Annotated in this window: 25 protein-coding genes; 17 read left to right on the forward strand and 8 right to left on the reverse strand. The window is 57.7% G+C overall.

What is annotated here, in order from left to right; genetic code table 11:
* Positions 1-202 precede the first annotated feature (202 nt).
* Positions 203-892 (forward strand): FadR/GntR family transcriptional regulator, encoded by a 690-nt coding sequence (locus ACRAWE_RS20705; protein WP_019455463.1) that lies wholly within the window; start codon positions 203-205, stop codon positions 890-892.
* Positions 893-959: 67 nt separating this feature from the next.
* Positions 960-2,375, forward strand: a complete 1,416-nt coding sequence (mdtD, locus tag ACRAWE_RS20710) for a multidrug transporter subunit MdtD (RefSeq protein WP_025160302.1) — start codon at positions 960-962, stop codon at positions 2,373-2,375.
* On the opposite strand, the gene rbsR is transcribed toward mdtD, so the two are convergent.
* The 7 genes from rbsR to kup form a co-directional block, all read right to left on the reverse strand.
* Positions 2,372-3,373: a ribose operon transcriptional repressor RbsR gene (rbsR, locus tag ACRAWE_RS20715; protein WP_063918286.1), complete on the reverse strand. Its 1,002-nt coding sequence runs from the start codon at positions 3,371-3,373 to the stop codon at positions 2,372-2,374. The two genes, mdtD and rbsR, sit on opposite strands and share 4 nt — an antisense overlap.
* A 4-nt stretch (positions 3,374-3,377) precedes the next feature.
* Complete coding sequence (rbsK, locus tag ACRAWE_RS20720) at positions 3,378-4,304, reverse strand: ribokinase (RefSeq protein ID WP_063918285.1); 927 nt, start codon at positions 4,302-4,304, stop codon at positions 3,378-3,380.
* A gap of 61 nt (positions 4,305-4,365) precedes the next feature.
* Complete coding sequence (gene rbsB / locus ACRAWE_RS20725) at positions 4,366-5,253, reverse strand: ribose ABC transporter substrate-binding protein RbsB (protein WP_025160300.1); 888 nt, start codon at positions 5,251-5,253, stop codon at positions 4,366-4,368.
* Between the two features lie 24 nt (positions 5,254-5,277).
* Positions 5,278-6,246 (reverse strand): ribose ABC transporter permease, encoded by a 969-nt coding sequence (gene rbsC / locus ACRAWE_RS20730; RefSeq protein WP_019455467.1) that lies wholly within the window; start codon positions 6,244-6,246, stop codon positions 5,278-5,280.
* A 6-nt stretch (positions 6,247-6,252) separates the two neighbouring features.
* Entirely contained in the window at positions 6,253-7,758 is a 1,506-nt protein-coding gene (gene rbsA / locus ACRAWE_RS20735) for a ribose ABC transporter ATP-binding protein RbsA (RefSeq protein ID WP_019455468.1), read from the reverse strand.
* A 7-nt stretch (positions 7,759-7,765) separates the two neighbouring features.
* The gene (gene rbsD, locus ACRAWE_RS20740) at positions 7,766-8,185 is read right to left on the reverse strand and encodes a D-ribose pyranase (protein ID WP_019455469.1); all 420 of its coding nucleotides are present in this window, start codon (positions 8,183-8,185) and stop codon (positions 7,766-7,768) included.
* A 173-nt stretch (positions 8,186-8,358) separates the two neighbouring features.
* Positions 8,359-10,227, reverse strand: coding sequence for a low affinity potassium transporter Kup (gene kup / locus ACRAWE_RS20745; RefSeq protein ID WP_015379467.1), 1,869 nt, complete (start codon positions 10,225-10,227; stop codon positions 8,359-8,361).
* Positions 10,228-10,510: 283 nt separating this feature from the next.
* Here kup and ravA point away from each other — a divergent pair, with 283 nt between their 5' ends.
* Positions 10,511-12,019, forward strand: coding sequence for an ATPase RavA (ravA, locus tag ACRAWE_RS20750; protein WP_139285596.1), 1,509 nt, complete (start codon positions 10,511-10,513; stop codon positions 12,017-12,019).
* Between the two features lie 2 nt (positions 12,020-12,021).
* Positions 12,022-13,485 carry an ATPase RavA stimulator ViaA gene (viaA, locus tag ACRAWE_RS20755; protein WP_019455471.1) on the forward strand — a complete coding sequence of 488 codons (1,464 nt, stop codon included), beginning with the start codon at positions 12,022-12,024 and terminating at the stop codon, positions 13,483-13,485.
* A gap of 6 nt (positions 13,486-13,491) precedes the next feature.
* On the opposite strand, the gene asnA is transcribed toward viaA, so the two are convergent.
* On the reverse strand, positions 13,492-14,484 hold the full coding sequence (gene asnA / locus ACRAWE_RS20760; RefSeq protein ID WP_019455472.1) for an aspartate--ammonia ligase: 993 nt from the start codon (positions 14,482-14,484) through the stop codon (positions 13,492-13,494).
* A gap of 155 nt (positions 14,485-14,639) precedes the next feature.
* Between asnA and asnC the strand changes: the two genes are divergently transcribed.
* The 13 genes from asnC (at position 14,640) to ACRAWE_RS20825 (ending at position 26,193) form a co-directional block, all read left to right on the forward strand.
* Positions 14,640-15,101: a transcriptional regulator AsnC gene (gene asnC, locus ACRAWE_RS20765; protein ID WP_004933786.1), complete on the forward strand. Its 462-nt coding sequence runs from the start codon at positions 14,640-14,642 to the stop codon at positions 15,099-15,101.
* Between the two features lie 100 nt (positions 15,102-15,201).
* On the forward strand, positions 15,202-15,642 hold the full coding sequence (gene mioC / locus ACRAWE_RS20770; RefSeq protein ID WP_432525833.1) for an FMN-binding protein MioC: 441 nt from the start codon (positions 15,202-15,204) through the stop codon (positions 15,640-15,642).
* A 380-nt stretch (positions 15,643-16,022) separates the two neighbouring features.
* Complete coding sequence (mnmG, locus tag ACRAWE_RS20775) at positions 16,023-17,912, forward strand: tRNA uridine-5-carboxymethylaminomethyl(34) synthesis enzyme MnmG (protein WP_019455474.1); 1,890 nt, start codon at positions 16,023-16,025, stop codon at positions 17,910-17,912.
* A gap of 138 nt (positions 17,913-18,050) precedes the next feature.
* Positions 18,051-18,671 (forward strand): 16S rRNA (guanine(527)-N(7))-methyltransferase RsmG, encoded by a 621-nt coding sequence (rsmG, locus tag ACRAWE_RS20780; protein ID WP_019455475.1) that lies wholly within the window; start codon positions 18,051-18,053, stop codon positions 18,669-18,671.
* A 639-nt stretch (positions 18,672-19,310) separates the two neighbouring features.
* Positions 19,311-19,694, forward strand: coding sequence for a F0F1 ATP synthase subunit I (atpI, locus tag ACRAWE_RS20785; protein ID WP_004933796.1), 384 nt, complete (start codon positions 19,311-19,313; stop codon positions 19,692-19,694).
* Between the two features lie 22 nt (positions 19,695-19,716).
* Entirely contained in the window at positions 19,717-20,496 is a 780-nt protein-coding gene (gene atpB, locus ACRAWE_RS20790; protein ID WP_025160299.1) for a F0F1 ATP synthase subunit A, read from the forward strand.
* A 49-nt stretch (positions 20,497-20,545) separates the two neighbouring features.
* The gene (atpE, locus tag ACRAWE_RS20795; protein ID WP_004093904.1) at positions 20,546-20,785 is read left to right on the forward strand and encodes a F0F1 ATP synthase subunit C; all 240 of its coding nucleotides are present in this window, start codon (positions 20,546-20,548) and stop codon (positions 20,783-20,785) included.
* Between the two features lie 57 nt (positions 20,786-20,842).
* Positions 20,843-21,313, forward strand: a complete 471-nt coding sequence (atpF, locus tag ACRAWE_RS20800) for a F0F1 ATP synthase subunit B (RefSeq protein ID WP_004933804.1) — start codon at positions 20,843-20,845, stop codon at positions 21,311-21,313.
* Positions 21,314-21,327: 14 nt separating this feature from the next.
* On the forward strand, positions 21,328-21,861 hold the full coding sequence (atpH, locus tag ACRAWE_RS20805) for a F0F1 ATP synthase subunit delta (protein ID WP_025160298.1): 534 nt from the start codon (positions 21,328-21,330) through the stop codon (positions 21,859-21,861).
* A gap of 12 nt (positions 21,862-21,873) precedes the next feature.
* On the forward strand, positions 21,874-23,415 hold the full coding sequence (gene atpA / locus ACRAWE_RS20810) for a F0F1 ATP synthase subunit alpha (RefSeq protein ID WP_004933808.1): 1,542 nt from the start codon (positions 21,874-21,876) through the stop codon (positions 23,413-23,415).
* A 59-nt stretch (positions 23,416-23,474) separates the two neighbouring features.
* Positions 23,475-24,338, forward strand: a complete 864-nt coding sequence (atpG, locus tag ACRAWE_RS20815) for a F0F1 ATP synthase subunit gamma (RefSeq protein WP_004933811.1) — start codon at positions 23,475-23,477, stop codon at positions 24,336-24,338.
* A gap of 32 nt (positions 24,339-24,370) precedes the next feature.
* Positions 24,371-25,753, forward strand: coding sequence for a F0F1 ATP synthase subunit beta (atpD, locus tag ACRAWE_RS20820; RefSeq protein ID WP_004933813.1), 1,383 nt, complete (start codon positions 24,371-24,373; stop codon positions 25,751-25,753).
* Positions 25,754-25,773: 20 nt separating this feature from the next.
* Positions 25,774-26,193, forward strand: coding sequence for a F0F1 ATP synthase subunit epsilon (locus tag ACRAWE_RS20825; protein WP_004933814.1), 420 nt, complete (start codon positions 25,774-25,776; stop codon positions 26,191-26,193).
* Positions 26,194-26,401 lie beyond the last annotated feature (208 nt).

The following is a 26,401-nucleotide window of genomic DNA, read 5'->3' on the forward strand; positions in this document are numbered from 1 at the left end:
GTTCCCGGTCAGTGGAGGCGCATTATAGGGAGTTCTCGGCGGGCCGCAACCCCTAATTGCAAAAAACTTTTCAAGCGCGGTTTTTTTCGGCAAAAGGGCGAAAAAGCGGCGAATTAATGTCACTTTTTCAGGCAAACAGCCGTAAAAGCTGGCGTTCACTGGAGTAAAATAGAATTAACGATGTCAGTAAGGACCCGCAGCCATGCCATTAAATGCGCAACAACAGGCCGCCCAACGCAATCTTTCTTATCTGCTTGCAGAGAAACTCGGCCAACAAATTCTGGCGGGCGATTATCAGGCCGGCAGCATCCTGCCTGGTGAAATGGAACTGGGCGAGCAATTCGGCGTCAGCCGCACTGCGGTGCGCGAAGCGGTAAAGATGTTAGCCGCCAAAGGCATGTTATTGCCGCGCCCGCGGATCGGCACCCGCGTAATGCCGCAAAGCCAATGGAACTTTCTCGATCAGGATTTACTGACCTGGTGGATGACGCGGGAAAACTTCGATCAGGTGATGCAACACTTTCTTATCTTGCGCACCTCGCTGGAGCCGCAGGCCTGCGCATTGGCGGCGAGCCACGCCAGCCCGCAGCAAACCAAGCTGCTGGCGGAACTGATGGCGGAAATGCGCGCGCTGCATACCCAGTTTGACCGCGAACGCTGGATCCTGGTCGATACCCAATTCCACCAGCTTATCTACGAGGCCAGCGGCAACCCGTTCCTGACCTCGTTCGCCAACCTGTTCAGTTCGGTGTACCAAAGCTACTTCCGCGCCATCACCGGCAATGAAGTGATCAAGCTGCGCCATCATCAGGCCATCGTCGATGCAATACTCGCCGGGGACAGCGCCGGCGCGCTTGTCGCCTGCCAGGTGCTGCTGAAAGAGAAAGACTAGACACGCTCCCCGCTTATATATAGAAGAAAGAGACGAGGGACAGACGACCATTTAACCAGGACCGACCATGACTCAATCCGCGCGCAGTATGGCAGGACTACCGTGGATCGCCGCAATGGCGTTCTTTATGCAGGCGCTGGACGCCACCATCCTCAACACGGCGCTGCCGGCGATCGCCCAAAGCCTGGGGCGTTCGCCGCTGGCGATGCAATCGGCCGTCATCAGCTACACGCTGACGGTGGCGATGCTGATCCCGGTCAGCGGCTGGCTGGCGGACCGCTTCGGCACCCGGCGCGTGTTCATCTTCGCCGTCACGTTATTCACCCTCGGCTCGCTGCTGTGCGCGCTGTCCCCCACGCTGAGCGCGCTGGTTGCCTCTCGCGTACTGCAAGGCATCGGCGGCGCGATGATGATGCCGGTCGCACGGCTGGCGCTGCTGCGCGCCTACCCACGCAGCGAACTGCTGCCGGTGCTGAACTTCGTCACCATGCCTGGCCTGGTCGGGCCGATTCTGGGGCCGCTGCTGGGCGGCTGGCTGGTGACCTACGCCACCTGGCATTGGATTTTCCTGATCAATATCCCGATCGGCCTGCTCGGCATCTTCTATGCGCGCAAATACATGCCGGACTTCACCACGCCCAAACGCCGCTTCGATTTTCTTGGTTTTATGCTGTTCGGCCTGAGCCTGGTGCTGATCTCCACCGGGCTGGAACTGTTTGGCGAGCGGGTACTGGCGAGCTACGTTTCGCTGGGTATTCTGCTCAGCGGTTTCGTGATGCTGTTCGGCTACATCGCGCACGCCCGCCGTCATCCTCAGCCGCTGATCGGTCTCGACCTGTTCAAAACCCGTACCTTCTCGGTCGGCATCGCCGGCAACGTCGCTTCCAGGTTGGGCACCGGCTGCGTGCCGTTTTTAATGCCGCTCATGCTGCAGGTAGGCTTCGGCTACACGGCGATCGTCGCCGGCTGCATGATGGCGCCGACTGCCATCGGTTCGCTGATGGCAAAATCCACCGTCACTCAGGTGCTGCGCTGGTTCGGCTACCGTAAAACGCTGGTCGGCATCACCGTTATTATCGGGGTGCTGATCGCCCAGTTCGCCCTGCAAAGCCCGGGTATGCCGCTGTGGCTGATGATCCTGCCGCTGTTCGTGCTGGGCATGGCGATGTCCACCCAGTTCACCGCCATGAACACCATCAGCCTGGCGGATTTGAACGACGCCAACGCCAGCGCCGGCAACAGCGTCCTGGCGGTCACCCAGCAGCTGTCCATCAGCTTCGGTGTGGCAATCAGCGCGGCGGTGCTGCGTTTTTACGAATCCCTGTCGTTAGGCACCATGATTGACCACTTCCACTACACCTTTATCACCATGGGGATCGTCACCGTGGCGTCGGCGCTGGTATTTATGTTGCTAAGAAGGAAGGATGGCCGCAATTTGATCAGCGGCCAGGAAAGCAAGAAAGAAGCGAAGGCGGCGAGTTAACGGCGGCCCACCGAGGCACGTTCCACCAGCTCGGGCGTCAGCACCAGCACCTGGGGCGCACGCTCCGGGTTCTGCAGGCGGTTGATCAGCGCATCGATCGCCAGTTCGCCCAGCGAATCCTTCGGTTGATGAATGGTGCTCAGCGGCGGCGCCAGATAACGCGCCAGCTCAATGTCATCGTAGCCCATCACCGCCATATCTTGCGGCACCGACAGTCCGGCCTGATACAGCGCCTGATAAACGCCTACCGCCACCGCGTCGTTGCCGGCAAACACCGCATGGGGCGGCTCGTCCAGCGCCAGCAGCTGGCGCATGGCGTTTACCCCGCCATCAAACTCAAAGTCGCAATGCACTTCATACCCTGGCGGAACCGGCAATCCGGCGCGCCGCATCGCGTTGCGATAGCCTTCCAGCCGATGACGAGCGGTAGTTTTGTCCTGCGGACCGGCGATGCAGGCGATCTTGCGATAACCGCGGGCGATCAGATGATCGGTCGCCATCTCGCCGCCCAGCAGCGAGTTATCCTGAATAATGTCGTTGGCGCCCTCGAACGGCGCCCAGTCCATCATCACGATCGGCAATGACGGGTAGCGGCTCAGGGCGTCCTGCGATGGCCGATGGTTTTCGGTGCACATCAGCAGCAAACCGTCGACGCGCTTTTGCAGCAGCGTCTCCATGCTGCGGTTCATGCGCGCGGCGTCTTCTTCGGTATTGCACAGGATCAGGCTGTAGCCGCGCTCATAGCAGCTGCGCTCCACGCCGCGTACCACTTCGGCATAAAACGGGTTGTTGCTGGCGGTCACCAACATGCCGATGGTACGCGTCTGATTGAGCTTCAGGCTGCGCGCCAGCGCAGAAGGCGCATAGTTCAGCTGTTCCACGGCCGCCATGACCTTGTCGCGCACGCTGTCGCTGACAAAGCGATTGTTGTTGACCACATGCGAAACGGTAGAGGTTGAAACGCCCGCCAGGCGGGCGACATCTTTCATGGTGGCCAAAGGATCACCCCTGTTGCTGCAAGAAGGCGTCGATCTCTTCACGCCAGGGCACCGAAGGCTGCGCGCCGGGGCGGGTCACGGCGATCGCCGCCGCCGCATGGGCGAAACGCACCGCGTCGGCCATGATTCTACCTTCCAGCAGGGCGGTCACCAGCGCACCGTTAAAGGTATCGCCGGCGGCGATAGTGTCCACCGCCTGCACCTTGAAGCCGGGCACCAGTTTGCCGTTGCCGTTTTCGCTCAGCCACACGCCGCGGCTGCCGAGGGTGATGATCACCGTCGCGATGCCTTTATCGTGCAGCGCCTGCGCCGCGCGCGCCGCATCGGCGTCGTTGTCCACGGCGATGCCGGTCAGGCGCTGCGCTTCGGTTTCATTCGGGGTGATCATATCGATCATGCCCAGCAGCTCGTCCGGCAGCTCACGCGCCGGAGCCGGATTGAGGATCACCTGCGTTTGATGCTGCTTCGCCAGGCGGGCAGCGGCGATCACCGTCTCGAGCGGCGACTCCAGCTGCATCAGCAGAGCGTCGGCGTCGATCACTTTTTGTTGGTAGCGCGCCAGGTAATCCGGCGTCACCGCGGCGTTGGCGCCGGCATCGATGCCGATCACGTTCTCGCCCTCGGCGTTGACGAAGATCAGCGCCACGCCGGTAGTGCTGTCGGCGATGGCTTCAATCGGTTGGGTATCAATGCGATCGCTCGCCAGCTGCCGGCGGACACGTTCGCCGATATCGTCGGCGCCCACGCAGGCGATAAAGGCGATCTCCGCCCCGCTGCGCCCGGCCGCCACCGCCTGATTCGCGCCCTTACCGCCAAACGCCACCTTATACTGTTTCCCGATCACCGTTTCGCCCGGATGGGGGAACTGTTCAATATTGAGGATATGGTCGGCATTGATGCTGCCCAGAACCACCAGCTTACCTGTTTCCATCGCATTGATTCCTGAATTGCGCGCCATCGTGAACGCCCCGTCCCGATGGCGCTGGTATGACTTACTGAGTGACCAGTTTCAAATCGACCGGAATGGTCGCCGGCACTTTTTCGCCTTTCAGCACTTTATCGGCGGTTTCCACACCGATCACGCCGATCTGATCGGGGCGCTGCGCCACGGTCGCCGCCAGCTTGCCGCCTTCGACCGCTTTCACGCCGTCGGCGGTGCCGTCGAAGCCTACCACGATCACGTCGGTTTTACCGGCGGTTTGCAACGCGCGCAGCGCGCCCAGCGCCATCTCATCGTTCTGGGCGAATACCGCTTGCACATCCGGGTGGGCGGTCAGCAGGTTCTGCATCACGTTCAAACCCTTGGTGCGGTCAAAATCGGCCGGCTGGCTGGCCAACAGTTTGAATTTATTCTGATCCAGCGACTGTTTGAAGCCTTCACCGCGTTCACGCGCGGCGGAGGTGCCGGCAATGCCTTCCAGCTGAATCACTTTGGCATCGGCGCCCACTTTCTTGGCGATGAAATCACCGGCCATTTTGCCGCCCACGCGGTTGTCCGAAGCAATGTGGCTCACCACGTCCCCCTTGCTCGCCACGCGGTCCAGCGTGATGACGGGGATTTTCGCCTGGTTGGCCATCTTGATGGCGTTGCCCACCGCATCGGAGTCGGTCGGGTTGATCAGCAGCAGCTTAGGCGCCCGCACCATCAGATCCTGCACGTTGGCCAGTTCTTTCGCCGGGTTGTTCTGGGAGTCCAGCACCACCAGGTTGTAACCCAGCTTGTTGGCCTCTTGCTGCGCGCCATCCTTCATCGAGACGAAGAACGGGTTGTTGAGGGTCGACACCACCAGCGCGATGGTGTCTTTGGCCATGGCATTGGCGCTCAGGGTGGCGCTCAGCGCGATGGCGGAGGCTAAGGTTGCCAGTTTTTTCATTTTCATCATCGTGATTCCTGTAGGGGGAGGTTACTTGTTGCTTTTGTTATCTACCAGAACCGCCAGCAGTATCACCACTGCCTTCACGATCATTTGGTAGTAGGAAGAAACACCCAGTAAATTCAGACCGTTGTTCAGGAAGCCAAGGATCAGCGCCCCAATCAGCGTGCCGACGATGCGGCCCTTGCCGCCGGCCAGGCTGGTGCCGCCCAGCACTACGGCGGCGATGGCGTCCAGCTCATAGCCGGTGCCGGCGGTCGGCTGCGCCGACGACAGGCGCGCCACTTCAATCACCCCAGCCAGCGCCGCTAACAGGCCGCACAGCGAGTAGACAATGATCTTCACTTTATCGACGCTGATGCCGGACAGGCGAGTCGCCGCCTCGTTGCCGCCCAGAGCATAAATATAACGGCCCAGGCGCGTATGGTGCAGCATATACCAGGCGGCGATGAACACGATCGCCATGATCCAGATCGGCGTAGGCACGCCCAGCGGACGGCCAATGCCGAACCAGCCGAAGGTGTCGGCCACGTCGGTGAAACCGGTGTTGACCGGGCTGCCGTTGGTGTACACCATGGTGACGCCGCGCAGCAGCAACATCATCACCAGCGTGGCGATAAAGGCCTGCACTTTGCCTTTGGCGACGATCACCCCGGTGCAGGCACCAACCGCAGCGCCCAGCGCCAATGCCGCCGCCACCGCCACCAGCGCGTTGACCTCAAAGCCGACAATCGACGCTGCCACCGCGCCGGTCAGCGCCAGCAGCGATCCCACCGACAGATCGATGCCGGACGTGAGGATCACCAGCGTCATCCCCACCGCCATGATGGCGTTTACCGAAGTCTGCTGCAGAATATTGAACAGATTGTTCAGGGTGAAAAAATTCGGGCTCATGGAAGAGACCACGGCGATCAGCACCAGCAGAGCAATCAACGACTTCTGCTCTAACAGCCACTCTTTACTGAACCAGCGCTTAGCTGCGATAGTCTGGGAACTCATATCTGATTACTCCTGCTTTACGCCGTATTGCTTGCCGACGGCTGCCGCCATCAACGCTTCCTGGGTGGCCTGTTCAATCGGAAACTCGCCGCTGAGATGCCCTTCGTGCATCACCAGAATGCGATCGCTCATGCCCATCACCTCCGGCATTTCCGAAGACACCAGAATGATGCTCAGCCCTTCCTGCTTGAACTGGTTGATTAACTGATAAATCTCTTTTTTCGCCCCAACGTCGACGCCGCGCGTCGGCTCATCGAGGATCAGCACCTTCGGCCGGGTCATCAGGCCGCGGGCGATCGCCACTTTTTGCTGGTTGCCACCGGAAAGCAGACCTATAGGCTGCTCCATCGACGGCGTTTTGATATTGAACAGCCGGATGAAATCCCCCACCGCCTGCCGCTCGTCGGCCTGTTTCAGGCTGCCGTCGGCGCGGCTAAAGTAGCGCAGCGCGGTCAGCGACATGTTTTCCTTCACCGACATGCCCAGCACCAGGCCATCGCGCTTGCGGTCTTCCGAGATATAGACGATGCCGTTCGCCAACCCGTCCTGCGGCGAATGGGTGACCACGTCGCGGCCGTCCAGGCTGACGGTGCCGGCCTTGCGCGGCGCGGCGCCGTATAGGATCTTCATCAATTCGGTGCGCCCGGCGCCCATCAGCCCAGCCACGCCGAGGATCTCGCCGCGGTACAGCGTAAAGCTGACGTCTTCAACGCCGGGGCCGGAAAGGTGGCTGACTTCCAGCCGCTTTTCCCCACGCGGCAAATCAAGACGCGGATATTGTTCTTCCAGCTTGCGGCCGACCATCATCTCTATCAGCGAATCTTCCTGCAGCTCGCTCACCGGCCGCTCGGCGATAAACTGCCCGTCGCGGAACACGGTCACGTCGTCGCAGATTTCAAAAATCTCTTTCAGGCGGTGCGATATATACACAATGCCGCGCCCTTCGGCCTTCAGCTCGTTGATCACCTTGAACAGCGAGGCGGTTTCGGTGTCGGTCAGCGCATCGGTTGGTTCGTCCATGATGATCACTTTCGATTCGAAGCTCAGCACCTTGGCGATCTCCACCATCTGCTGATCGCCGATCGACAGCTCGCCCACCAGCCGGTGGCTGCTGTAGCGCAGGTTGAGGCGCGCCAGCAAGCGATCGGCCTCGGCGTACATACGCTTCCAGTCAATGCGGCCGAAACGGTTGACGAATTCGCGGCCGAGGAAGATGTTTTCCGCAATCGTCAGCTGCGGGATCAGGTTCAGCTCCTGGTGGATAATGCCGATGCCCGCTTCCTGCGAATCCTTAGGCCCGTTGAACGCCACCTCTTTACCGAGAAAATACTGACTGCCGGCGTCTTTCTGATAGATGCCGGTCAGCACTTTCATCATGGTGGACTTCCCGGCGCCGTTTTCCCCCACCAGCGCCATCACCTTGCCGGGATAGACGCTGAGGGCGGCGCCGGAAAGCGCCTTCACGCCGGGAAAGGCTTTATCAATCCCTTTCAGTTGCAGTAAAGGTTGCATAAACGCCTCAGAATGTTACGCCGGCGCACAGGATCACGTTCGCGTAAGGCGAACACTCCCCGCTGCGGATCACCGCCCGGCTGTGCTCGGTTTGCGCTTTAAACGCCTGATGGCTGATATAACGCACATTGATGGTATTGCCCTGGCGTTGGCCCAACGCGCTCAGTTCAGCCAACAAGGTTTCATGGAGCTGCGGATTCTGTTTCACGATCTCTTCCGCCAGAATGGCGCTTTCTACCTGCATCTCTTGCGTGACCGCCGCGAACACCTGCATAAAGGTCGGCACACCCTGCGTCAGCGCCAGATCGATGCGCTGCGTCGCCGCCGGTATCGGCAGGCCCGCATCACAAAGGGTGAGCTGATCGGTATGCCCCAGGCGGGCAATCACGGCAGACACGTCAGAATTCAGTAATACGCCTTTTTTCATCTTCTCACTCCGCTAGCGAAACGTTTCGCTCTTTGATGGGGAGTTTAAAAAAACGACAGGGGAAGGCAACCGGGACAATGCAGAAGTGTGATCGCTATCGAAACGTTTCGTTCACGCGCGGAGAAAGCGCAAACAAAAGGGGCTCAGCCATGCTGAGCCCCTGATCAGGTGGGTTAGATCTCGACCTGCGTGCCGAGCTCGATCACCCGGTTCGGCGGGATCTCAAACTGATCCGGCGCGCGCAGCGCATTGCGGCTCAGGGCGACGAACAGCTTGCCGCGCAGGTAGAGGTACCACGGCCGCTTGGTGAGGATCAGCGACTCATGGGACATGAAGAACGAGGTCTCCGACATGCGGCACGGCAACCCTTCCAGCCCGCAGCGGTGGAACACTTCCTCGACGTTCGGCGTTTCGCGCCAACCGTAGCTGGCCACCACCCGCCAGAAGGTCGGCGACAGCTGTTCGATGGTCACCCGGCGCACATTGTGCACGTAAGGCGCATCCTCGGTGCGCAGCGTCAGCAGCACCACGCGCTCATGCAGCACCTTGTTGTGTTTCAGGTTATGCAGCAGCGCAAAAGGAATGACGTTGGTGGCGCGCGACAGGAACACCGCGGTGCCCGGCACCCGCACCGGCGGCGACTTCTCCAGCGAAGCGATCATCGCCTCCAGCGAGTTGCCGTGTTCATGCAGGCGGCGCAGCAGCCGGAAGCGCTCGCTCTTCCAGGTGGTCATAATGATGAACATCACCAGCGCCAACGTCAGCGGCAACCAGCCGCCGGAGAACAGCTTCAGGGCGTTGGCGGAGAACATCGGCACGTCGATGATCAGCAAGATGGTCACGATGCCGATCGCCAGGAAGCGATTCCAGTGCCAGTTGTTGATCGCCACCGAGGTGACCAGAATGCTGGTCAGCACCATGGTGCCGGTGACCGCGATGCCGTACGCCGCCGCCAGGTTGCTGGAGTGCTCAAAGCCGATGATCACCAGCACCACCGAGATGTACAGCGTCCAGTTGATCACCGGAATGTAGATCTGGCCGGATTCCATTTCCGAGGTGTGAATGATGCGCATCGGCGACAGATAACCCAGGCGCACCGCCTGGCGAGTCAGCGAGAAGACGCCGGAAATCACCGCCTGCGAAGCGATCACCGTCGCCAGGGTCGCCAGAATCAGCAGCGGGATCAGCGCCCAGTCAGGCGCCAACAGGAAGAACGGGTTTTTGATCGCCTCTGGATTTTTCAGCAGCAGCGCGCCCTGGCCGAAATAGTTGAGTACCAGCGAAGGCAGCACCACGGTGAACCAGGCCAGGCGGATCGGGAACTTGCCGAAGTGCCCCATGTCGGCATACAGCGCCTCAACGCCGGTGATCGACAGCACCACCGCACCTAACGCAAAGAACGATACCTTCTTATATTCCATAAAGAAGTTGAGCGCCCATTTGGGGTTCAGCGCCTGCAGCACTTCCGGGTTCGATATGATGCTGCGCGCGCCCAGCACCGCCAACACGATGAACCACAGCAGCATCACCGGGGCGAACAGCTTGCCGACGCTGCCGGTGCCGTGCTTTTGAATGACGAACAGCAGCGTCAACACCAGAATGGAGAGCGGCACAATATAGGCGTCGAGCGCAGGGGCGGCGATTTCCAACCCTTCTATCGCCGACATCACCGATATCGCCGGGGTGATCACTACCTCGCCATAGAAGAAGCTGCCGCCGATCAGGCCCAGTATCACCAGCACCGCCGTGGTGCGCGCCGAGGTATTGCGCCCGGCCAGCGACATCAGCGTCAGAATGCCGCCCTCGCCGGCGTTGTCCGCGCGCATCACATAGGTGAGATATTTGAGGGAAACGATCACGATCAGCATCCAGAAAATCAGCGACAGGAAGCCGAAAACCACGTCTGGACGCACGTCGAAGCCGTAATGGCCGGAGAAACACTCTCTCAGCGTATAAAGAGGACTGGTGCCGATATCGCCGTAAACCACGCCGATGGCCGCCAGGGTTACCGCCGATAAGGACTGTTTATGCTCTGCGCTCATAATTCGTTTCTTTATCAGAACATCCGTTAGCGATGCATCCGCATCAGGCAAAATACGGGCTCAAAGATCCGTCACGCCCACCAGAAAGCCGCACAGTATGCACCATTTATACCGCTTGCCTACCCTTATATCAGAGCCGAAAAATAAACAAAATGTGAACCGAATATCCGATTGAACTGAGAAAATTTTTACTAATCAACAAGCTATACCACTAAAAATAATGGTGGTTTATCATCGAATTATCGATCAAGATTGGCTAACTCTCGGACAATACGACGATTATATGACGCCATCATCCCTTCTGGCAGAACGAATTTCCCGCCTCAGCAGCGCGCTGGAGAGCGGTCTCTATGAGCGGCAAGAAGCGATCCGCCTGTGCCTGCTGGCGGCGCTGAGCGGCGAAAGCGTATTCCTGCTCGGCCCGCCCGGCATCGCCAAAAGCCTGATCGCGCGCCGGCTGAAGTTTGCCTTCCGCAACGCCCGCTCCTTTGAATACCTGATGACGCGCTTTTCCACGCCGGAAGAGGTCTTCGGCCCGCTCTCTATTCAGGCGCTGAAAGACGAAGGGCGCTACCAGCGCCTGACCGCCGGCTATTTGCCGGAAGCGGAGATCGTGTTTCTGGACGAAATCTGGAAGGCCGGCCCAGCGATCCTCAACACCCTGCTGACGGCGATCAACGAACGGCGCTTTCGCAACGGTAACAGCGAAGAGCCGATCCCGCTGCGCCTGCTGGTCACCGCCTCCAACGAACTGCCCGAAGCGGACAACAGCCTCGAAGCCCTGTATGACCGCATGTTGATCCGCCTGTGGCTGGACAAGGTGCAGGATAAGCAGAATTTCCGCTCGCTGCTGGTCAACCGCCAGAGCGAAAGCCAAAACCCGGTGCCGGCGGCGCTGAGCGTCAGCGACGAAGAGTTTCTGCAGTGGCAACCGCAGATCGATAAGGTGGCGCTGCCGGAAGCCTGCTTCGAGTTGATTTTCCAGCTGCGCCAGCGGCTGGACGCGCTGGAACAGGCGCCGTACGTCTCTGACCGGCGCTGGAAAAAAGCCCTGCGCCTGCTGCAGGCCTGCGCCTTCTTCAGCGGGCGCGACGCCATCGCCCCGCTCGACCTGATGCTGCTGAAAGACTGCCTGTGGCACGATCTCACCTCGCTGAAGCTGCTGCAACAGCAGATCGACCAGTTGCTGACCGAATCGGCCTATCAGCAGCAGTCGATGCTGATCCAGCTGCAACAGATCCATACCCGCTGGCTGCAGGATCAGCAACAACAGAGCGACCGGCAGGCCATCAGCCTGGTGAAAAAAGGCGGCATGTTCAGCCGCAAACCGCAATACGCGCCGGCCACGCCGTTCGCCGGCGGCACCCTCACCCTGCTGTTGCAAAAGCCGCTGCAGCTGCATGACATTCAGGTCAACCATCTGAGCATCGAAAGCAGCGCGCTGGACAACTGGCTGCAAAAAGGCGGCGACGTGCGCGCCAAGCTAAATGGCATCGGCTTCGCGCAGCCGATCGATTTGGAAGTGGACGACCAACTGCACCTGACGGTGCTGGACGTCAGCCGCCAGCCGTCGTTGCTGGCGCTGCCGGGCAAACAGGCCACCGCCACGCCACAGGCGCTGTTGGATGAAATGGATGCGTTGGCCCAGCGCCTGGCGGAGCAGCGCCGCGCCTTCAGCCAACATCAGCCCTGTCTGTTCACGCCCGCCGCCGGTCTGGCCAAGATCGAAGCCAGCCTGCTGCAGGTGGCAGAGCAGGTTAAACAGCAACAGCAGCAAATGCGCGGCCAGTAACCATGCTCAGTCTGGAGACGCTCGATCTGCTGCTGGCGATCACCGAAGGCGAGATGATCGAGGAGATGATCGTCGGCATGCTGGCGGCGCCGCAGCTGTCGGTGTTCCTTAAAAAGTTTCCGGCCATTCGCCGGGCGCTGGATCGCGATCTGCCGCGCTGGAAGCTGCAGCTCAAGGAGCGTCTGCAGGAGGCCATGGTGCCGCCGGCGCTGGCGCAGGAATTCTATCGCTACCAGCAGTGCCAGCTGGAGAACAACACTCAGTTCTATCACAACCTCAACGACACCATGGAGCTACTGCGCCAGCTGGTCTCACCGTTTTATGAACAGGCGCGCGCGCTGGTGGACGCCGCCGATCTGCCCAATCATCCGCTGGACGACAGCTTTCAAACCCTGTTCCTGCAGCGCTGGCGCATCAGCCTGACGCTGCAGGCCACCATGTTGCACCACCAGCTGCTGGAACAAGAACGCGAGCAACTGATGGCGGAACTGCAGGAGCGCCTGGCGCTGAGCGGCGCGCTGGAGCCGCTGCTGTCGGAAAACGACACCGCCGCCGGCAGGCTGTGGGACATGAGCAAAGGCCAGCTGCAGCGCGGCGACTATCAGCGGCTGGTGGAATACGGCAACTTCTTGCAGCAGCAGCCGGAGCTGAAAAAACTGGCGCAGCAACTGGGCCGCAGCTATCAGGCCAAAGCGGTACAACAACAGGACGCGCAGCCGGAACCGTTCAGGGTCATGGTGCAGGTGCCGGCCACGTTGCCGGAAGAAGTGAGCGGCATTCATCAGAGCGACGACATCCTGCGTCTGCTGCCGCCGGAGCTGGCGACGCTGGGGATTGAAGAGCTGGAATTCGAGTTTTATCGCCGCCTGCTGGAAAAGCGGCTGCTGAGCTACCGCCTGCAGGGCGACGTCTGGCAGGAACAGATTCTGATCCGTCAGGTCACCCACCAGCAGCAGGATCAACAGCCACGCGGGCCGTTTATCGTCTGCGTGGACACTTCAGGATCGATGGGCGGCTTCAACGAACAGTGCGCCAAGGCGTTCTGCCTGGCGCTGTTGCGCATTGCGCTGGCGGACAACCGCCGCTGCTACATCATGCTGTTCGCCAATCAGATCGTGCATTACGAACTCACCGCCGCCAGCGGCATCGAACAGGCGGTGCGCTTTCTCGGCCAGCAGTTTCGCGGCGGCACCGATCTGGCGGCCTGTCTGAACGCCACCGTCACCAAAATGGCCGAGAGCGGCTGGTTCGACGCCGATGCGGTGATCATTTCCGATTTTATCGCCCAGCGGTTGCCGGAGGAGGTAATAAAGAAGGTAAAACAGCAACAGCAGAGCCATCAGCAGCGTTTCCACGCGGTGGCGATGTCCGCCTACGGCAAACCCGGCATCATGCGCATCTTCGATCATATCTGGCGCTTCGATACCGGGTTGAAAAGCCGTTTGATGCGCCGCTGGCGGCGCTAGGCGGGGTTAGAGCAGGCCTTCGACCGCCTCGCGCACTTCCGGCGACCACACGCCGCACTGCACCTGGCCGATATGCGACAGTTGCAGCAACAACATCACCAGACGCGACTGGCCGATACCGCCGCCGATGGTCTGCGGCATATCGCCGCGCAGCAACGACTGATGCCATTCCAGCTTCATGCGCTCTTCATCGCCGGTCAATGCCAGCTGATGTTTCAGCGCGGCGGCGTCGACGCGGATGCCCATAGAAGACAGCTCGAAAGCGTCCTGCAGCACCGGGTTCCACACCACGATATCGCCGTTCAGGCCCGCCAGGCCATCCGCCGTAGGGGTGGTCCAGTCATCATAATCCGGCGCCCGCACATCGTGCGATTTGCCGTGCGACAGCTTGCCGCCGATGCCGATCAGAAACACCGCGCCCAGCTCTTTGGCGATCGCCCGCTCGCGCCCTTTGGCGTCCAGATCCGGATAGCGCTGCAGCAGGGTTTCACTGTGCACGAACTGGATCTGATCCGGCAGGAACGGGGTCAGGCCGTGTTCGCGGCTGACTTCCGCCTCCGTCGCCTTGATGGCAGCGTAAATGCTGCGCACGGTGCTTTTCAGATAATCCAGGCCGCGCTCGCCATCGCCCATCACTCGCTCCCAGTCCCACTGATCGACGTACACCGAGTGGATTGGCGTCAGGCGATCTTCATCCGGGCGCAGCGCCTTCATATGGGTGTACAGGCCTTCGCCGGCGCCAAAGTCGTAGCTGCCCAGAGTTTTGCGTTTCCATTTCGCCAGCGAATGCACCACTTCGAAAGTGGCGTCCGGCAGGGTTTTGACTTTGACCTGCACCGCTTTCTCGCTGCCGGAGAGGTTATCCTGCGTGCCGTCGCCCAGACGGCTGAGGATCGGAGCCTGCACTTCGATCAGACCGAGCTGCTGCTCCAGCTGGCGGGAGAAGAAGAATTTGACCTGGCTGATTTGTTGTTGTTTTTGGATAAACTGTTTTTTCATTGCCGTATCTCTTGTAAACCTGTCTCTGTTGCCATCGATTAAGCAACAAAATGATGCGCCAATTCAATATCCGATAATCAATATTGCCTTTTCACTTTTAATCGTTCATTTTTACCCGGACAGAATTCAACAATCGTTAATTAATGGGGGATTAAATGGCGGAAATTTATCAGATCGATAATCTCGATCGCGGCATCCTCAACGCCCTGATGGACAACGCGCGTACGCCGTACGCCGAGCTGGCGAAAAACTTTGCCGTCAGCCCAGGCACCATTCATGTGCGGGTGGAGAAGATGAAACAGGCCGGGATCATCACCGGCGCGCGCATCGACGTCAGCCCCAAACAGCTGGGCTACGACGTGTGCTGCTTTATCGGCATCATATTGAAGAGCGCCAAGGACTATCCTTCGGCGCTGAAGAAACTGGAAAGCCTGGAGGAAGTGGTGGAAGCCTATTACACCACCGGCCACTATAGCGTCTTCATTAAAGTGATGTGCCGATCGATCGATGCGCTGCAACAGGTACTTATCAACAAGATCCAGACCATCGACGAGATCCAGTCGACAGAAACGCTGATCTCGCTGCAGAACCCCATCATGCGTACCATCGTGCCGTAACCCGCCAAATTGCATACCCACATTATCCACAGGTAGATCCCAGCCGATTCACAGCGTACAATGCAGCCACTTTGAGTGAGAAGGTTGGGATCGTTGGTTCATGGCAGACATTACTCTGATCAGTGGCAGTACGCTTGGCAGCGCCGAATACGTGGCTGAACATTTGGCTGAAAAGCTGGAAGACGCGGGTTTCTCTACCGAGATGCTGCACGGCCCTGAACTGGATGAACTGCCGTTGAGCGGCCGCTGGCTGGTGGTCTCCTCCACACACGGCGCCGGCGAATTGCCGGATAACCTTCAGCCTCTGCTGGAACAGATCGCCGAACAGCAACCGGATCTCTCCGAGGTGCAGTTCGGCGCCGTCGGTTTGGGCAGTTCGGAATACGACACCTTCTGCGGCGCGATCAAACTGATCGACGATCTGTTGATCGCCAGAGGCGCGAAAAGGATCGGCGATCTTCTCGAGATCGACGTGACCGAGCATGAAATTCCCGAGGATCCGGCAGAGGAATGGGTAAAAAACTGGATTAATTTACTCTAATTCGGCGAAAGATCGCGCGAACGATTGTGGATAACTATGCTTAAAAGCAGGGTAAAAGCCGTAGTTATCCAAATAACAACCGTAGGTCGCTTTTTGTCCTGTGCATAACAAGCCTTTTAGATCCCAGCTTATCTGCGTCTGGATCACCGATCATTCACAGCAAACGATCCTCCTTAATCTGCTGATCTTCTTCGTGAATAGTCACTTATCCACAGAGGATCGCGATCCTAATAAGAGATCCAATAAAGAGATCTTTAAATAAAAAAGATCTTCTTTTAATTACCGACGATCCTGACCACTTGGTCGATCGTCTAAACTTGAGTAGAATCCCCAACCCCAGGGCAAATACGATCGTTCGCAATACGGCGAGGTGCAGTTCCATGTTTTATCCAGATCAATTTGACGTCATCATCATCGGTGGTGGTCATGCAGGTACCGAGGCCGCGATGGCTGCGGCACGCATGGGGCGTCAGACTTTATTATTGACACACAATATCGATACGCTGGGGCAGATGTCCTGCAACCCGGCGATTGGCGGTATTGGTAAAGGGCATCTGGTTAAGGAAATTGATGCACTCGGCGGCCTGATGGCGACGGCGATCGACCATGCCGGCATTCAGTTTAGGATACTAAACGCCAGCAAAGGTCCTGCGGTTCGCGCCACACGCGCTCAGGCTGACCGCGTACTGTATCGCCAGGCGATCCGCACCGCGCTGGAGAATCAGCCCAACCTGATGATCTTCCAACAGCCGGTTGAGGATCTGATCGTCGAAAACGATCGCGTCGTGGGCGCTGTAACCCAAATGGGGCTGAAATTCCGCGCCAAGGCGGTGGTATTGACCGTAGGCACCTTCCTGGACGGCAAGATCCATATCGGCCTGGAAAATTACAGCGGCGGCCGCGCCGGGGATCCTCCGTCGATCTCGCTGTCGCAGCGTTTGCGTGAACTGCCGCTGCGCGTCAACCGTTTGAAAACCGGTACCCCACCGCGCATCGACGCCCGTACTATCGATTTCAGCGTACTGGCACCACAACACGGCGATACGCCGGTGCCGGTATTCTCGTTCCTGGGCAATGCCAGCCAGCACCCGGAACAAATGGCGTGCTACATCACCCACACCAATGAAAAAACGCATGACGTGATCCGCAATAACCTCGATCGCAGCCCGATGTATGCCGGGATCATCGAAGGGATCGGTCCACGTTACTGCCCGTCGATCGAAGACAAGGTCATGCGTTTTGCCGATCGCAACGCGCACCAGATCTTCCTCGAGCCAGAAGGCCTGACCAGCAACGAGATTTACCCTAACGGGATTTCCACTAGCCTGCCGTTCGACGTACAGATGCAGATCGTCCGTTCAATGGAAGGGATGCAGAACGCGCGTATTATTCGCCCTGGTTATGCTATCGAGTACGATTTCTTCGATCCACGCGATCTGAAACCGACGCTGGAAAGCAAATTTATTCAAGGCCTGTTCTTCGCCGGCCAGATCAACGGCACTACCGGCTATGAAGAAGCCGCCGCACAGGGCCTGTTGGCCGGCCTGAACGCCGGCCGCTTCGCCGACGAACAAGAGGGCTGGGCACCGCGTCGCGATCAGGCCTACCTGGGCGTGCTGGTGGACGATCTCAGCACCCTCGGCACCAAAGAGCCGTATCGCATGTTTACCTCGCGCGCCGAGTATCGTCTGATGCTACGTGAAGACAACGCCGATCTCCGTCTGACGGAAAAAGGCCGTGAACTCGGTCTGGTGGACGACGTGCGCTGGGCGCGTTACAGCGAGAAGCTGGAGCGAATCGAACGTGAACGTCAACGCCTGCGCGACATCTGGATGCATCCGCACGCCGAGAACGTCGAACAGGTCAATGCATTGCTGAAAGCGCCGCTGTCGCGTGAAGCGAACGGCGAAGAGTTGCTGCGCCGTCCTGAGATGGATTACGCGCAATTGACCGGCATCGACGCCTTCGCGCCGCCGCTGGAGGATGTGCAGGCTGCCGAACAGGTCGAGATCCAGGTCAAATACGAAGGCTATATCGCTCGCCAGCAGGAAGAGATCGAAAAACAGCAGCGCAACGAGAACACCGTGCTGCCGCTGGATCTTGATTACCGTCAGGTGTCGGGGCTGTCGAACGAGGTGATCGCCAAGTTGAACGATCACAAACCGAACTCCATCGGGCAGGCTTCGCGCATTTCCGGCATTACGCCGGCGGCGATCTCAATTCTGCTGATCTGGCTGAAAAAGCAGGGACTGCTGCGCCGCAGCGCATAAATCCCGCATCCAGGCGGCCGTTTGCTCATCCCGTAGCCAAACGGCCGCTGACATCACATGTGCCCTGAATTATCATAGTCGCCTCATTGCGCCAGCTGACCATCCGCTGGTCGTTCAGCGCCTGCCAGAGGATCCGTTGTGCAAAAAAAATTAGACTCGCTGCTCGCGGCAGCAGGCATTGAGCTGCCCGATCAGCAGAAACAGCAGCTGCTGGGTTATGTCGGCATGCTGGATAAGTGGAACAAGGCTTATAACCTGACGTCGGTGCGCGATCCGCAGCAAATGCTGGTGCGCCACATCCTCGACAGTATCGTGGTCAACCCGCATCTGCAGGGATCGCGTTTTATCGATGTTGGCACCGGCCCCGGTTTGCCGGGCATCCCACTGGCGATCGTTCGTCCGGATGCGCATTTCACGCTGCTCGACAGCCTGGGCAAGCGCGTGCGATTCCTGCGCCAGGTGCAGCATGAGCTGGGCCTGAACAATATCGAGCCGGTGCAGAGCCGCGTTGAGGAGTTTCCGGCCGAGCCGCCGTTCGACGGCGTGATCAGCCGGGCGTTCGCTTCGCTGCAGGATATGCTGTCCTGGTGTCACCATTTGCCGGCGAAAGGGCAGGGGCGTTTTTACGCGCTGAAAGGCGTGCGCCCGGATGAAGAGTTGGCGCAGCTGCCGGCAGGCATCAGCCTGGAGTCCATCGTGCGGCTGCAGGTGCCAGAACTGGAAGGCGAACGCCATCTGGTGGTTCTTAAGGCAAACTGAGTTTGTTTTTGATCAAACAAGCGTGAATTAACGGTAGTACGGTGTGTAAAGGTAAGCAGGCTAATTAGTTGGTCGCTTTTTTTAGTTAATTTACTTTCTATTAACACAAAAAACGCGGCTAATTAGCGACAATAGAGTAATTACATTTGGAAATAGTCACGTTAGCAATCATGTGCGAAAGATTTGCCTTTGCTGCTAATGTTAATTGGCTGTTGGAATATTGCCCCGCTGCTTGTCAATAAAAGGTTTTCATCGGGTATACGGATTGTTTTTGAACAGTTAACTGATAATGTTTTGATTTATATAATCTTTTGATCGCTCAAATTGCTAAAGACTGTTTGATTGACCATCGGCTATAAATCAGGAAGGGACATTACTGTGATCGGCTTCGCGTTTCTAAACGCAACGCTGGAATAATCAGACAATTAAATGCGCCCTATTATTCCGACCGTTTTCTTGTGAAAATAGGCTGGAATAGGGAAATTTAAATAATTGTTCACCTTTTCGCTACTTATCGATTGAATTCGTTGGTATGCCCCGTATAATTTGCTCGTTTTTTGCTGCTTGACTCAGGACAGCAAAAACAGTTGTATACGTCACTCAGCATACCCCCCCTGGGGTACGGAGAGAACAAACGTCATGTCTGTGTCCCTATACAGCGGGAAAGTCGCACGCAAACTGCTGTTTTTGCAGTTAATGACTTTTGTTCTGATCAGCGTTGCTTTCTGGCTGAAAAGCCCGGAATGGAGCGCTTCGGCGCTGGCGGGCGGTCTTGCCGCCTGGTTGCCGAGTGCAATGTTTATGCTGTTTGCCTTGCGCCATCAGGCGCAAACGCCGGCGCCCGGTAGGGTTGCCTGGTCGTTCGCCATCGGCGAGGGGCTAAAGGTCGTGATCACCATCGTTTTGCTGATCGTGGCGCTGGGGGTGTTCAAGGCGGAGTTTATACCGCTTGGCCTGACCTATTTAGCGGTGTTAGTGGTGCAGATAGTGGCACCGGCCGTGATTAACAGTTACCGAACTTAACTAAATAAGGGTAAGAGGCATCATGTCTGCAGGAGAAGTCTTGACTCCACAGGAGTATATCGGTCACCACCTGACGCAGCTTCAGGTCGGGACTGGGTTTTGGTCGATTAACCTCGACTCGATGTTTTTCTCCGTCGTCCTCGGGGCGCTCTTCCTGGTGATCTTCCGCAAAGTGGCCAAAAACGCCACCAGCGGCGTGCCGGGTAAACTGCAAACCGCCGTGGAGCTGGTGGTCGGTTTCGTCGACAGCAGCGTGCGCGACATGTACCACGGCAAGAGCAAGGTGATTGCGCCGCTGGCACTGACCGTGTTCGTCTGGGTGTTCCTGATGAACCTGATGGACCTGATTCCGGTAGACTTCCTGCCTTATCTCGGCACTCACGTTCTCGGTCTGCCTGCGCTGCGCGTAGTGCCTACCGCCGACGTGAACGTCACGCTGTCTATGGCGCTGGGCGTGTTTATCCTGATTCTGTTCTATAGCATCAAAATGAAAGGCGTTGGCGGGTTCGTTAAAGAGTTGACCATGCAGCCGTTCAACCACCCTGTATTCATTCCTATCAACCTGATTCTTGAAGGTGTCAGCCTGCTGTCCAAACCTGTTTCACTGGGTCTGCGACTGTTCGGCAACATGTATGCGGGTGAGTTGATCTTCATCCTGATTGCCGGCCTGTTGCCGTGGTGGTCACAGTGGGTCCTGAGCTTGCCTTGGGCTATCTTCCACATCCTGATCATTACGCTTCAAGCCTTTATTTTCATGGTTCTGACGATCGTCTATCTGTCGATGGCGTCTGAAGAGCACTGATTTTCTTAAAACACTTGCACTTTTAAACTGAAACAAACTGGAGACTGTCATGGAAAACCTGAGTATGGATCTGCTGTACATGGCTGCCGCTGTGATGATGGGTTTAGCGGCAATCGGTGCTGCGATCGGTATCGGCATCCTGGGTGGTAAATTCTTGGAAGGCGCTGCTCGTCAGCCTGACCTGATTCCTCTGCTGCGTACACAGTTCTTTATCGTTATGGGTCTGGTCGACGCCATCCCGATGATCGCTGTAGGTCTGGGTCTGTACGTGATGTTCGCCGTCGCGTAAGTAGAGCAACCCTCTACGACGTAACCAAACTATTAACTTTTAAAGAGGCATTGTGCTGTGAATCTTAACGCAACAATCCTCGGCCAGGCCATCGCGTTCGTTCTGTTTGTCTGGTTCTGCATGAAGTACGTATGGCCGCCGATCATGGCTGCCATCGAGAAACGTCAGAAAGAAATCGCTGACGGCCTCGCTTCTGCAGAGCGTGCCAAAAAAGATCTGGACTTAGCGCAAGCCAATGCGACCGACCAGCTGAAAACTGCTAAAGCAGAAGCTCAGGTGATCATCGAGCAAGCGAACAAACGCAAAGCTCAGATCATGGATGAAGCGAAAGCCGAAGCCGAGCAGGAACGTAACAAAATCGTGGCGCAGGCTCAGGCTGAGATCGAAGCCGAACGTAAGCGCGCTCGTGAAGAGTTGCGTAAGCAAGTCGCGATGCTGGCAATTGCCGGCGCCGAGAAGATCATCGAACGTTCCGTGGATGAAGCTGCTAACAGCGACATCGTTGATAAACTGGTCGCTGAACTGTAAGGAGGGAGGGGCTGATGTCTGAATTTGTAACTGTAGCTCGCCCCTACGCCAAAGCAGCTTTTGACTTTGCCGTTGAGCACCAAAGCGTAGAGCGCTGGCAGGACATGCTGGCGTTTGCGGCTGAAGTCACTCGCAATGAACAGATTTCTGAACTGCTGTCTGGCGCGGTTGCGCCAGAAACGCTGTCCAAGACGTTCATCGCGGTTTGTGGCGATCGGCTCGACGAACATGGCCAGAACTTTATCCGTGTAATGGCCGAAAATGGACGTTTACTGGTTCTTCCTGCCGTGCTGCAGCAGTTCATCGAACTGCGCGCCTCGCTGGAATCCACCGTCGAAGTCGAAGTGCTCTCTGCGAGCGCGCTGAGCGACGAACAGCAGGCGAAAATCGCCGCTGCGATGGAAAAACGTCTGTCACGCAAAGTTAAGCTGAATTGCAAAATTGACAAGTCTGTACTGGCCGGCATCGTTGTTCGCGCCGGCGATATGGTGATTGATGGCAGCGTTCGCGGTCGTCTTGAACGCCTGACAGACGTCTTGCAGTCTTAAGGGGACTGGAGCATGCAACTGAATTCCACCGAAATCAGCGAACTGATCAAGCAGCGCATTGCTCAGTTCAATGTAGTGAGCGAAGCTCACAATGAAGGTACTATCGTTTCCGTCAGCGACGGGATCATCCGCGTACACGGCCTGGCCGAAGTTATGCAGGGCGAAATGATCGCGCTGCCTGGCAACCGTTACGCAATCGCATTGAACCTGGAGCGCGACTCCGTCGGTGCCGTGGTCATGGGTCCGTACGCGGATCTGGCCGAAGGCATGAAGGTGAAATGCACCGGCCGTATCCTGGAAGTTCCAGTCGGTCGTGGTCTGCTGGGCCGCGTAGTTAACACCCTGGGCGCACCAATCGACGGCAAAGGCCCGATTGAGAACGACGGTTTCTCTCCGGTAGAAGCTATCGCGCCAGGCGTTATCGAGCGTCAGTCCGTTGATCAGCCGGTTCAGACTGGCTACAAATCCGTTGACGCCATGATTCCAATCGGCCGTGGCCAGCGTGAGCTGGTGATCGGTGACCGTCAGACCGGTAAAACCGCGCTGGCGATCGATGCGATCATCAACCAACGCGACTCCGGCATCAAATGCGTTTACGTGGCTATCGGCCAGAAAGCTTCCACCATCGCTAACGTGGTGCGCAAACTGGAAGAGCACGGCGCACTGGCCAACACCATCGTGGTAGTGGCGACCGCTTCCGAGTCTGCTGCACTGCAATACCTGGCGCCATACGCCGGTTGCGCAATGGGCGAATACTTCCGTGACCGCGGTGAAGATGCGCTGATCGTGTACGATGACCTGTCCAAACAGGCCGTTGCTTACCGCCAGATTTCCCTGCTGCTTCGTCGTCCGCCAGGTCGTGAAGCTTACCCAGGCGACGTATTCTACCTGCACTCCCGTTTGCTGGAGCGTGCAGCGCGCGTTAACGCCGAATACGTTGAAGCCTTCACCAAAGGTGAAGTTAAAGGCCAAACCGGTTCACTGACCGCTCTGCCGATCATTGAAACCCAGGCGGGTGACGTTTCCGCGTTCGTTCCGACCAACGTAATCTCGATTACCGATGGTCAGATCTTCCTGGAATCCAACCTGTTCAACTCCGGTATTCGTCCGGCAGTTAACCCGGGTATCTCCGTATCCCGTGTTGGTGGCGCCGCGCAGACCAAGATCATGAAGAAACTGTCCGGCGGTATCCGTACCGCGCTGGCGCAGTATCGTGAACTGGCTGCGTTCTCCCAGTTCGCATCCGATCTGGACGACGCGACCCGCAAACAGCTGAGCCACGGTCAGAAAGTGACCGAGCTGCTGAAACAGAAACAGTATGCGCCGATGTCGGTCGCACAACAGTCTCTGGTGCTGTTTGCCGCAGAACGCGGTTACCTGAACGACGTCGAAGTCGCCAAAGTGGTGAGCTTCGAAGCCGCGCTGGTTGCCTATGCGGACCGCGAGCACGCCGAGCTGCTGAACCACATCAACCAAACTGGCAACTTCAATGATGAGATCGAGGGCAAGTTGAAAGACATCCTCGAGACCTTCAAGAAAACCCAGTCCTGGTAACGCCGAACGGTCCTGCTGTTGAAAGACAGCAGGCCGTCTGGCACTGAGGAGAAGCAGAGATGGCCGGCGCAAAAGAGATACGTAGTAAGATCGCTAGCGTGCAAAACACGCAAAAGATCACTAAAGCGATGGAAATGGTCGCCGCCTCCAAAATGCGTAAATCGCAGGATCGCATGGCGGCCAGCCGTCCTTATGCAGAGACCATGCGCAAAGTGATTGGTCACCTTGCGTTAGGGAATCTGGAGTACAAGCACCCGTACCTGGATGAGCGTGACGTTAAGCGCGTCGGGTATCTGGTGGTGTCTACTGACCGTGGTCTCTGCGGCGGCTTGAACATCAACCTGTTCAAAAAGCTGCTGGCGGAGATGAAAGCCTGGTCCGAAAAAGGCGTCGAAACCGATTTGGCGCTGATTGGCTCTAAAGCGGCCTCTTTCTTTGGTTCCGTGGGCGGCAACGTAGTTGCCCAGGTGACCGGCATGGGGGACAAACCTTCCCTGTCGGATCTGATCGGGCCGGTGAAAGTGATGCTGCAGGCCTACGACGAAGGTCGTTTGGACAAGCTGTACATTGTCAGCAACAAATTTGTTAATACGATGTCCCAAGAGCCGCAGGTGCTTCAGCTGCTGCCGTTACCGCCAGCCGATGACGAAGAGCTGAAGAAAACGCCTTGGGATTACCTGTATGAACCCGATCCAAAAGTGCTGCTTGATACCTTGCTGCGCCGCTATGTGGAGTCGCAGGTTTATCAGGGCGTCGTGGAAAACCTGGCCAGCGAGCAGGCCGCACGAATGGTCGCGATGAAAGCCGCAACCGATAACGGCGGTAGCCTGATCAAAGAGCTGCAGTTGGTATACAACAAGGCGCGTCAGGCCAGCATCACTCAGGAACTCACCGAGATCGTTTCGGGAGCCTCCGCGGTTTAAGCTAGGTTTACGAATTACGTAGAGGATTCAAGATGGCTACTGGAAAGATTATCCAGGTAATCGGCGCCGTGGTGGACGTCGAGTTCCCTCAGGATGCCGTACCAAAAGTGTACGATGCCCTTGAGGTAGAAAACGGCACCGAAAAACTGGTGTTGGAAGTTCAGCAACAGCTGGGCGGTGGCGTGGTTCGCTGTATCGCAATGGGGACCTCCGACGGTCTGCGTCGCGGTCTGAAAGTGAACAACCTGGACCACCCGATTGAAGTGCCGGTGGGTAAAGCGACCCTGGGCCGTATCATGAACGTATTGGGTCAACCGATCGACATGAAAGGCGACATCGGCGAAGAAGAGCGTTGGGCGATTCACCGCGCGGCACCAAGCTACGAAGAGCTGTCCAGCTCCCAAGAACTGCTGGAAACCGGTATCAAGGTAATGGACCTGATTTGTCCATTCGCCAAGGGCGGTAAAGTCGGTCTGTTCGGCGGTGCGGGCGTAGGTAAAACCGTAAACATGATGGAGCTGATCCGTAACATCGCGATCGAGCACTCCGGTTATTCCGTGTTTGCGGGCGTGGGCGAGCGTACTCGTGAGGGTAACGACTTCTACCACGAAATGACCGACTCCAACGTTCTGGACAAAGTATCCCTGGTTTACGGCCAGATGAACGAGCCACCAGGTAACCGTCTGCGCGTTGCGCTGACCGGTCTGACCATGGCGGAGAAATTCCGTGACGAAGGCCGCGACGTTCTGCTGTTCGTTGACAACATCTACCGTTACACCCTGGCTGGTACCGAAGTGTCCGCACTTCTGGGCCGTATGCCATCCGCGGTAGGTTATCAGCCAACGCTGGCGGAAGAGATGGGCGTTCTGCAAGAACGTATCACCTCGACCAAGACCGGTTCGATCACTTCCGTACAGGCCGTTTACGTTCCTGCGGATGACTTGACTGACCCGTCTCCAGCCACCACCTTTGCGCACTTGGACGCAACCGTGGTACTGAGCCGTAACATCGCTTCTCTGGGTATCTACCCGGCCGTTGACCCGCTGGATTCCACCAGCCGTCAGCTGGATCCGCTGGTAGTTGGCCAGGAGCACTACGACGTAGCGCGTGGCGTGCAGTCCATTCTGCAACGCTACCAGGAACTGAAAGATATCATCGCGATCCTGGGTATGGACGAGCTGTCTGAAGAAGACAAACTGGTCGTATCCCGTGCGCGTAAGATCCAACGCTTCCTGTCTCAGCCGTTCTTCGTGGCAGAAGTCTTCACCGGTTCTCCGGGCAAGTTCGTATCGCTGAAAGACACCATCCGTGGTTTCAAAGGCATTATGGACGGCGACTATGACCACCTGCCGGAGCAGGCGTTCTACATGGTTGGCACCATTGAAGAAGCAGTGGAAAAAGCCAAGAAACTGTAACGCCTTGAGAGGAGGGTGATATGGCTATGACTTACCATCTGGATGTAGTCAGCGCGGAAAAACAGATGTTTTCCGGCCTGGTGCAGAAGATCCAGGTGACAGGCAGCGAAGGTGAACTGGGGATCTTCCCTGGCCATGCGCCGCTGCTGACTGCCATCAAGCCTGGCATGGTGCGTATTGTTAAGCAGCACGGTGAAGAAGAGTTCATCTACCTGTCCGGCGGCATCCTCGAGGTGCAGCCGAGCGTGGTTACCGTGCTGGCGGACACTGCTATCCGTGGTACTGACCTCGACGAAGCGAGAGCGTTGGAAGCTAAGCGTAAAGCTGAAGAACACATTCGCAGCTCTCATGGCGATGTCGACTATGCTCAGGCATCCGCTGAACTGGCGAAAGCGATCGCAAAACTGCGCGTTATCGAGCTCACCAGAAAAGCGATGTAATGTTTGGGTGCATAGCACCCAACTTTAAGAAAGCGGCCTATAGGGTCGCTTTTTTTTTACTTTAAAATAAGCATTTCAGCCCGGCGTGCAGAGTGGTGTATAACCCCTGATATCGGGAAAGAAACGTCGCCGATCGCCGACAATTTTTTCGCCCCGACGCCGAATTGGCCGCGATAGCGGCAGGCCAAGGCCCACGCGGCCTGCGCCG

It is taken from the genome of Serratia sp. BFP-2025 (assembly GCF_050880365.1).
Lineage (GTDB): Bacteria > Pseudomonadota > Gammaproteobacteria > Enterobacterales > Enterobacteriaceae > Serratia > Serratia surfactantfaciens.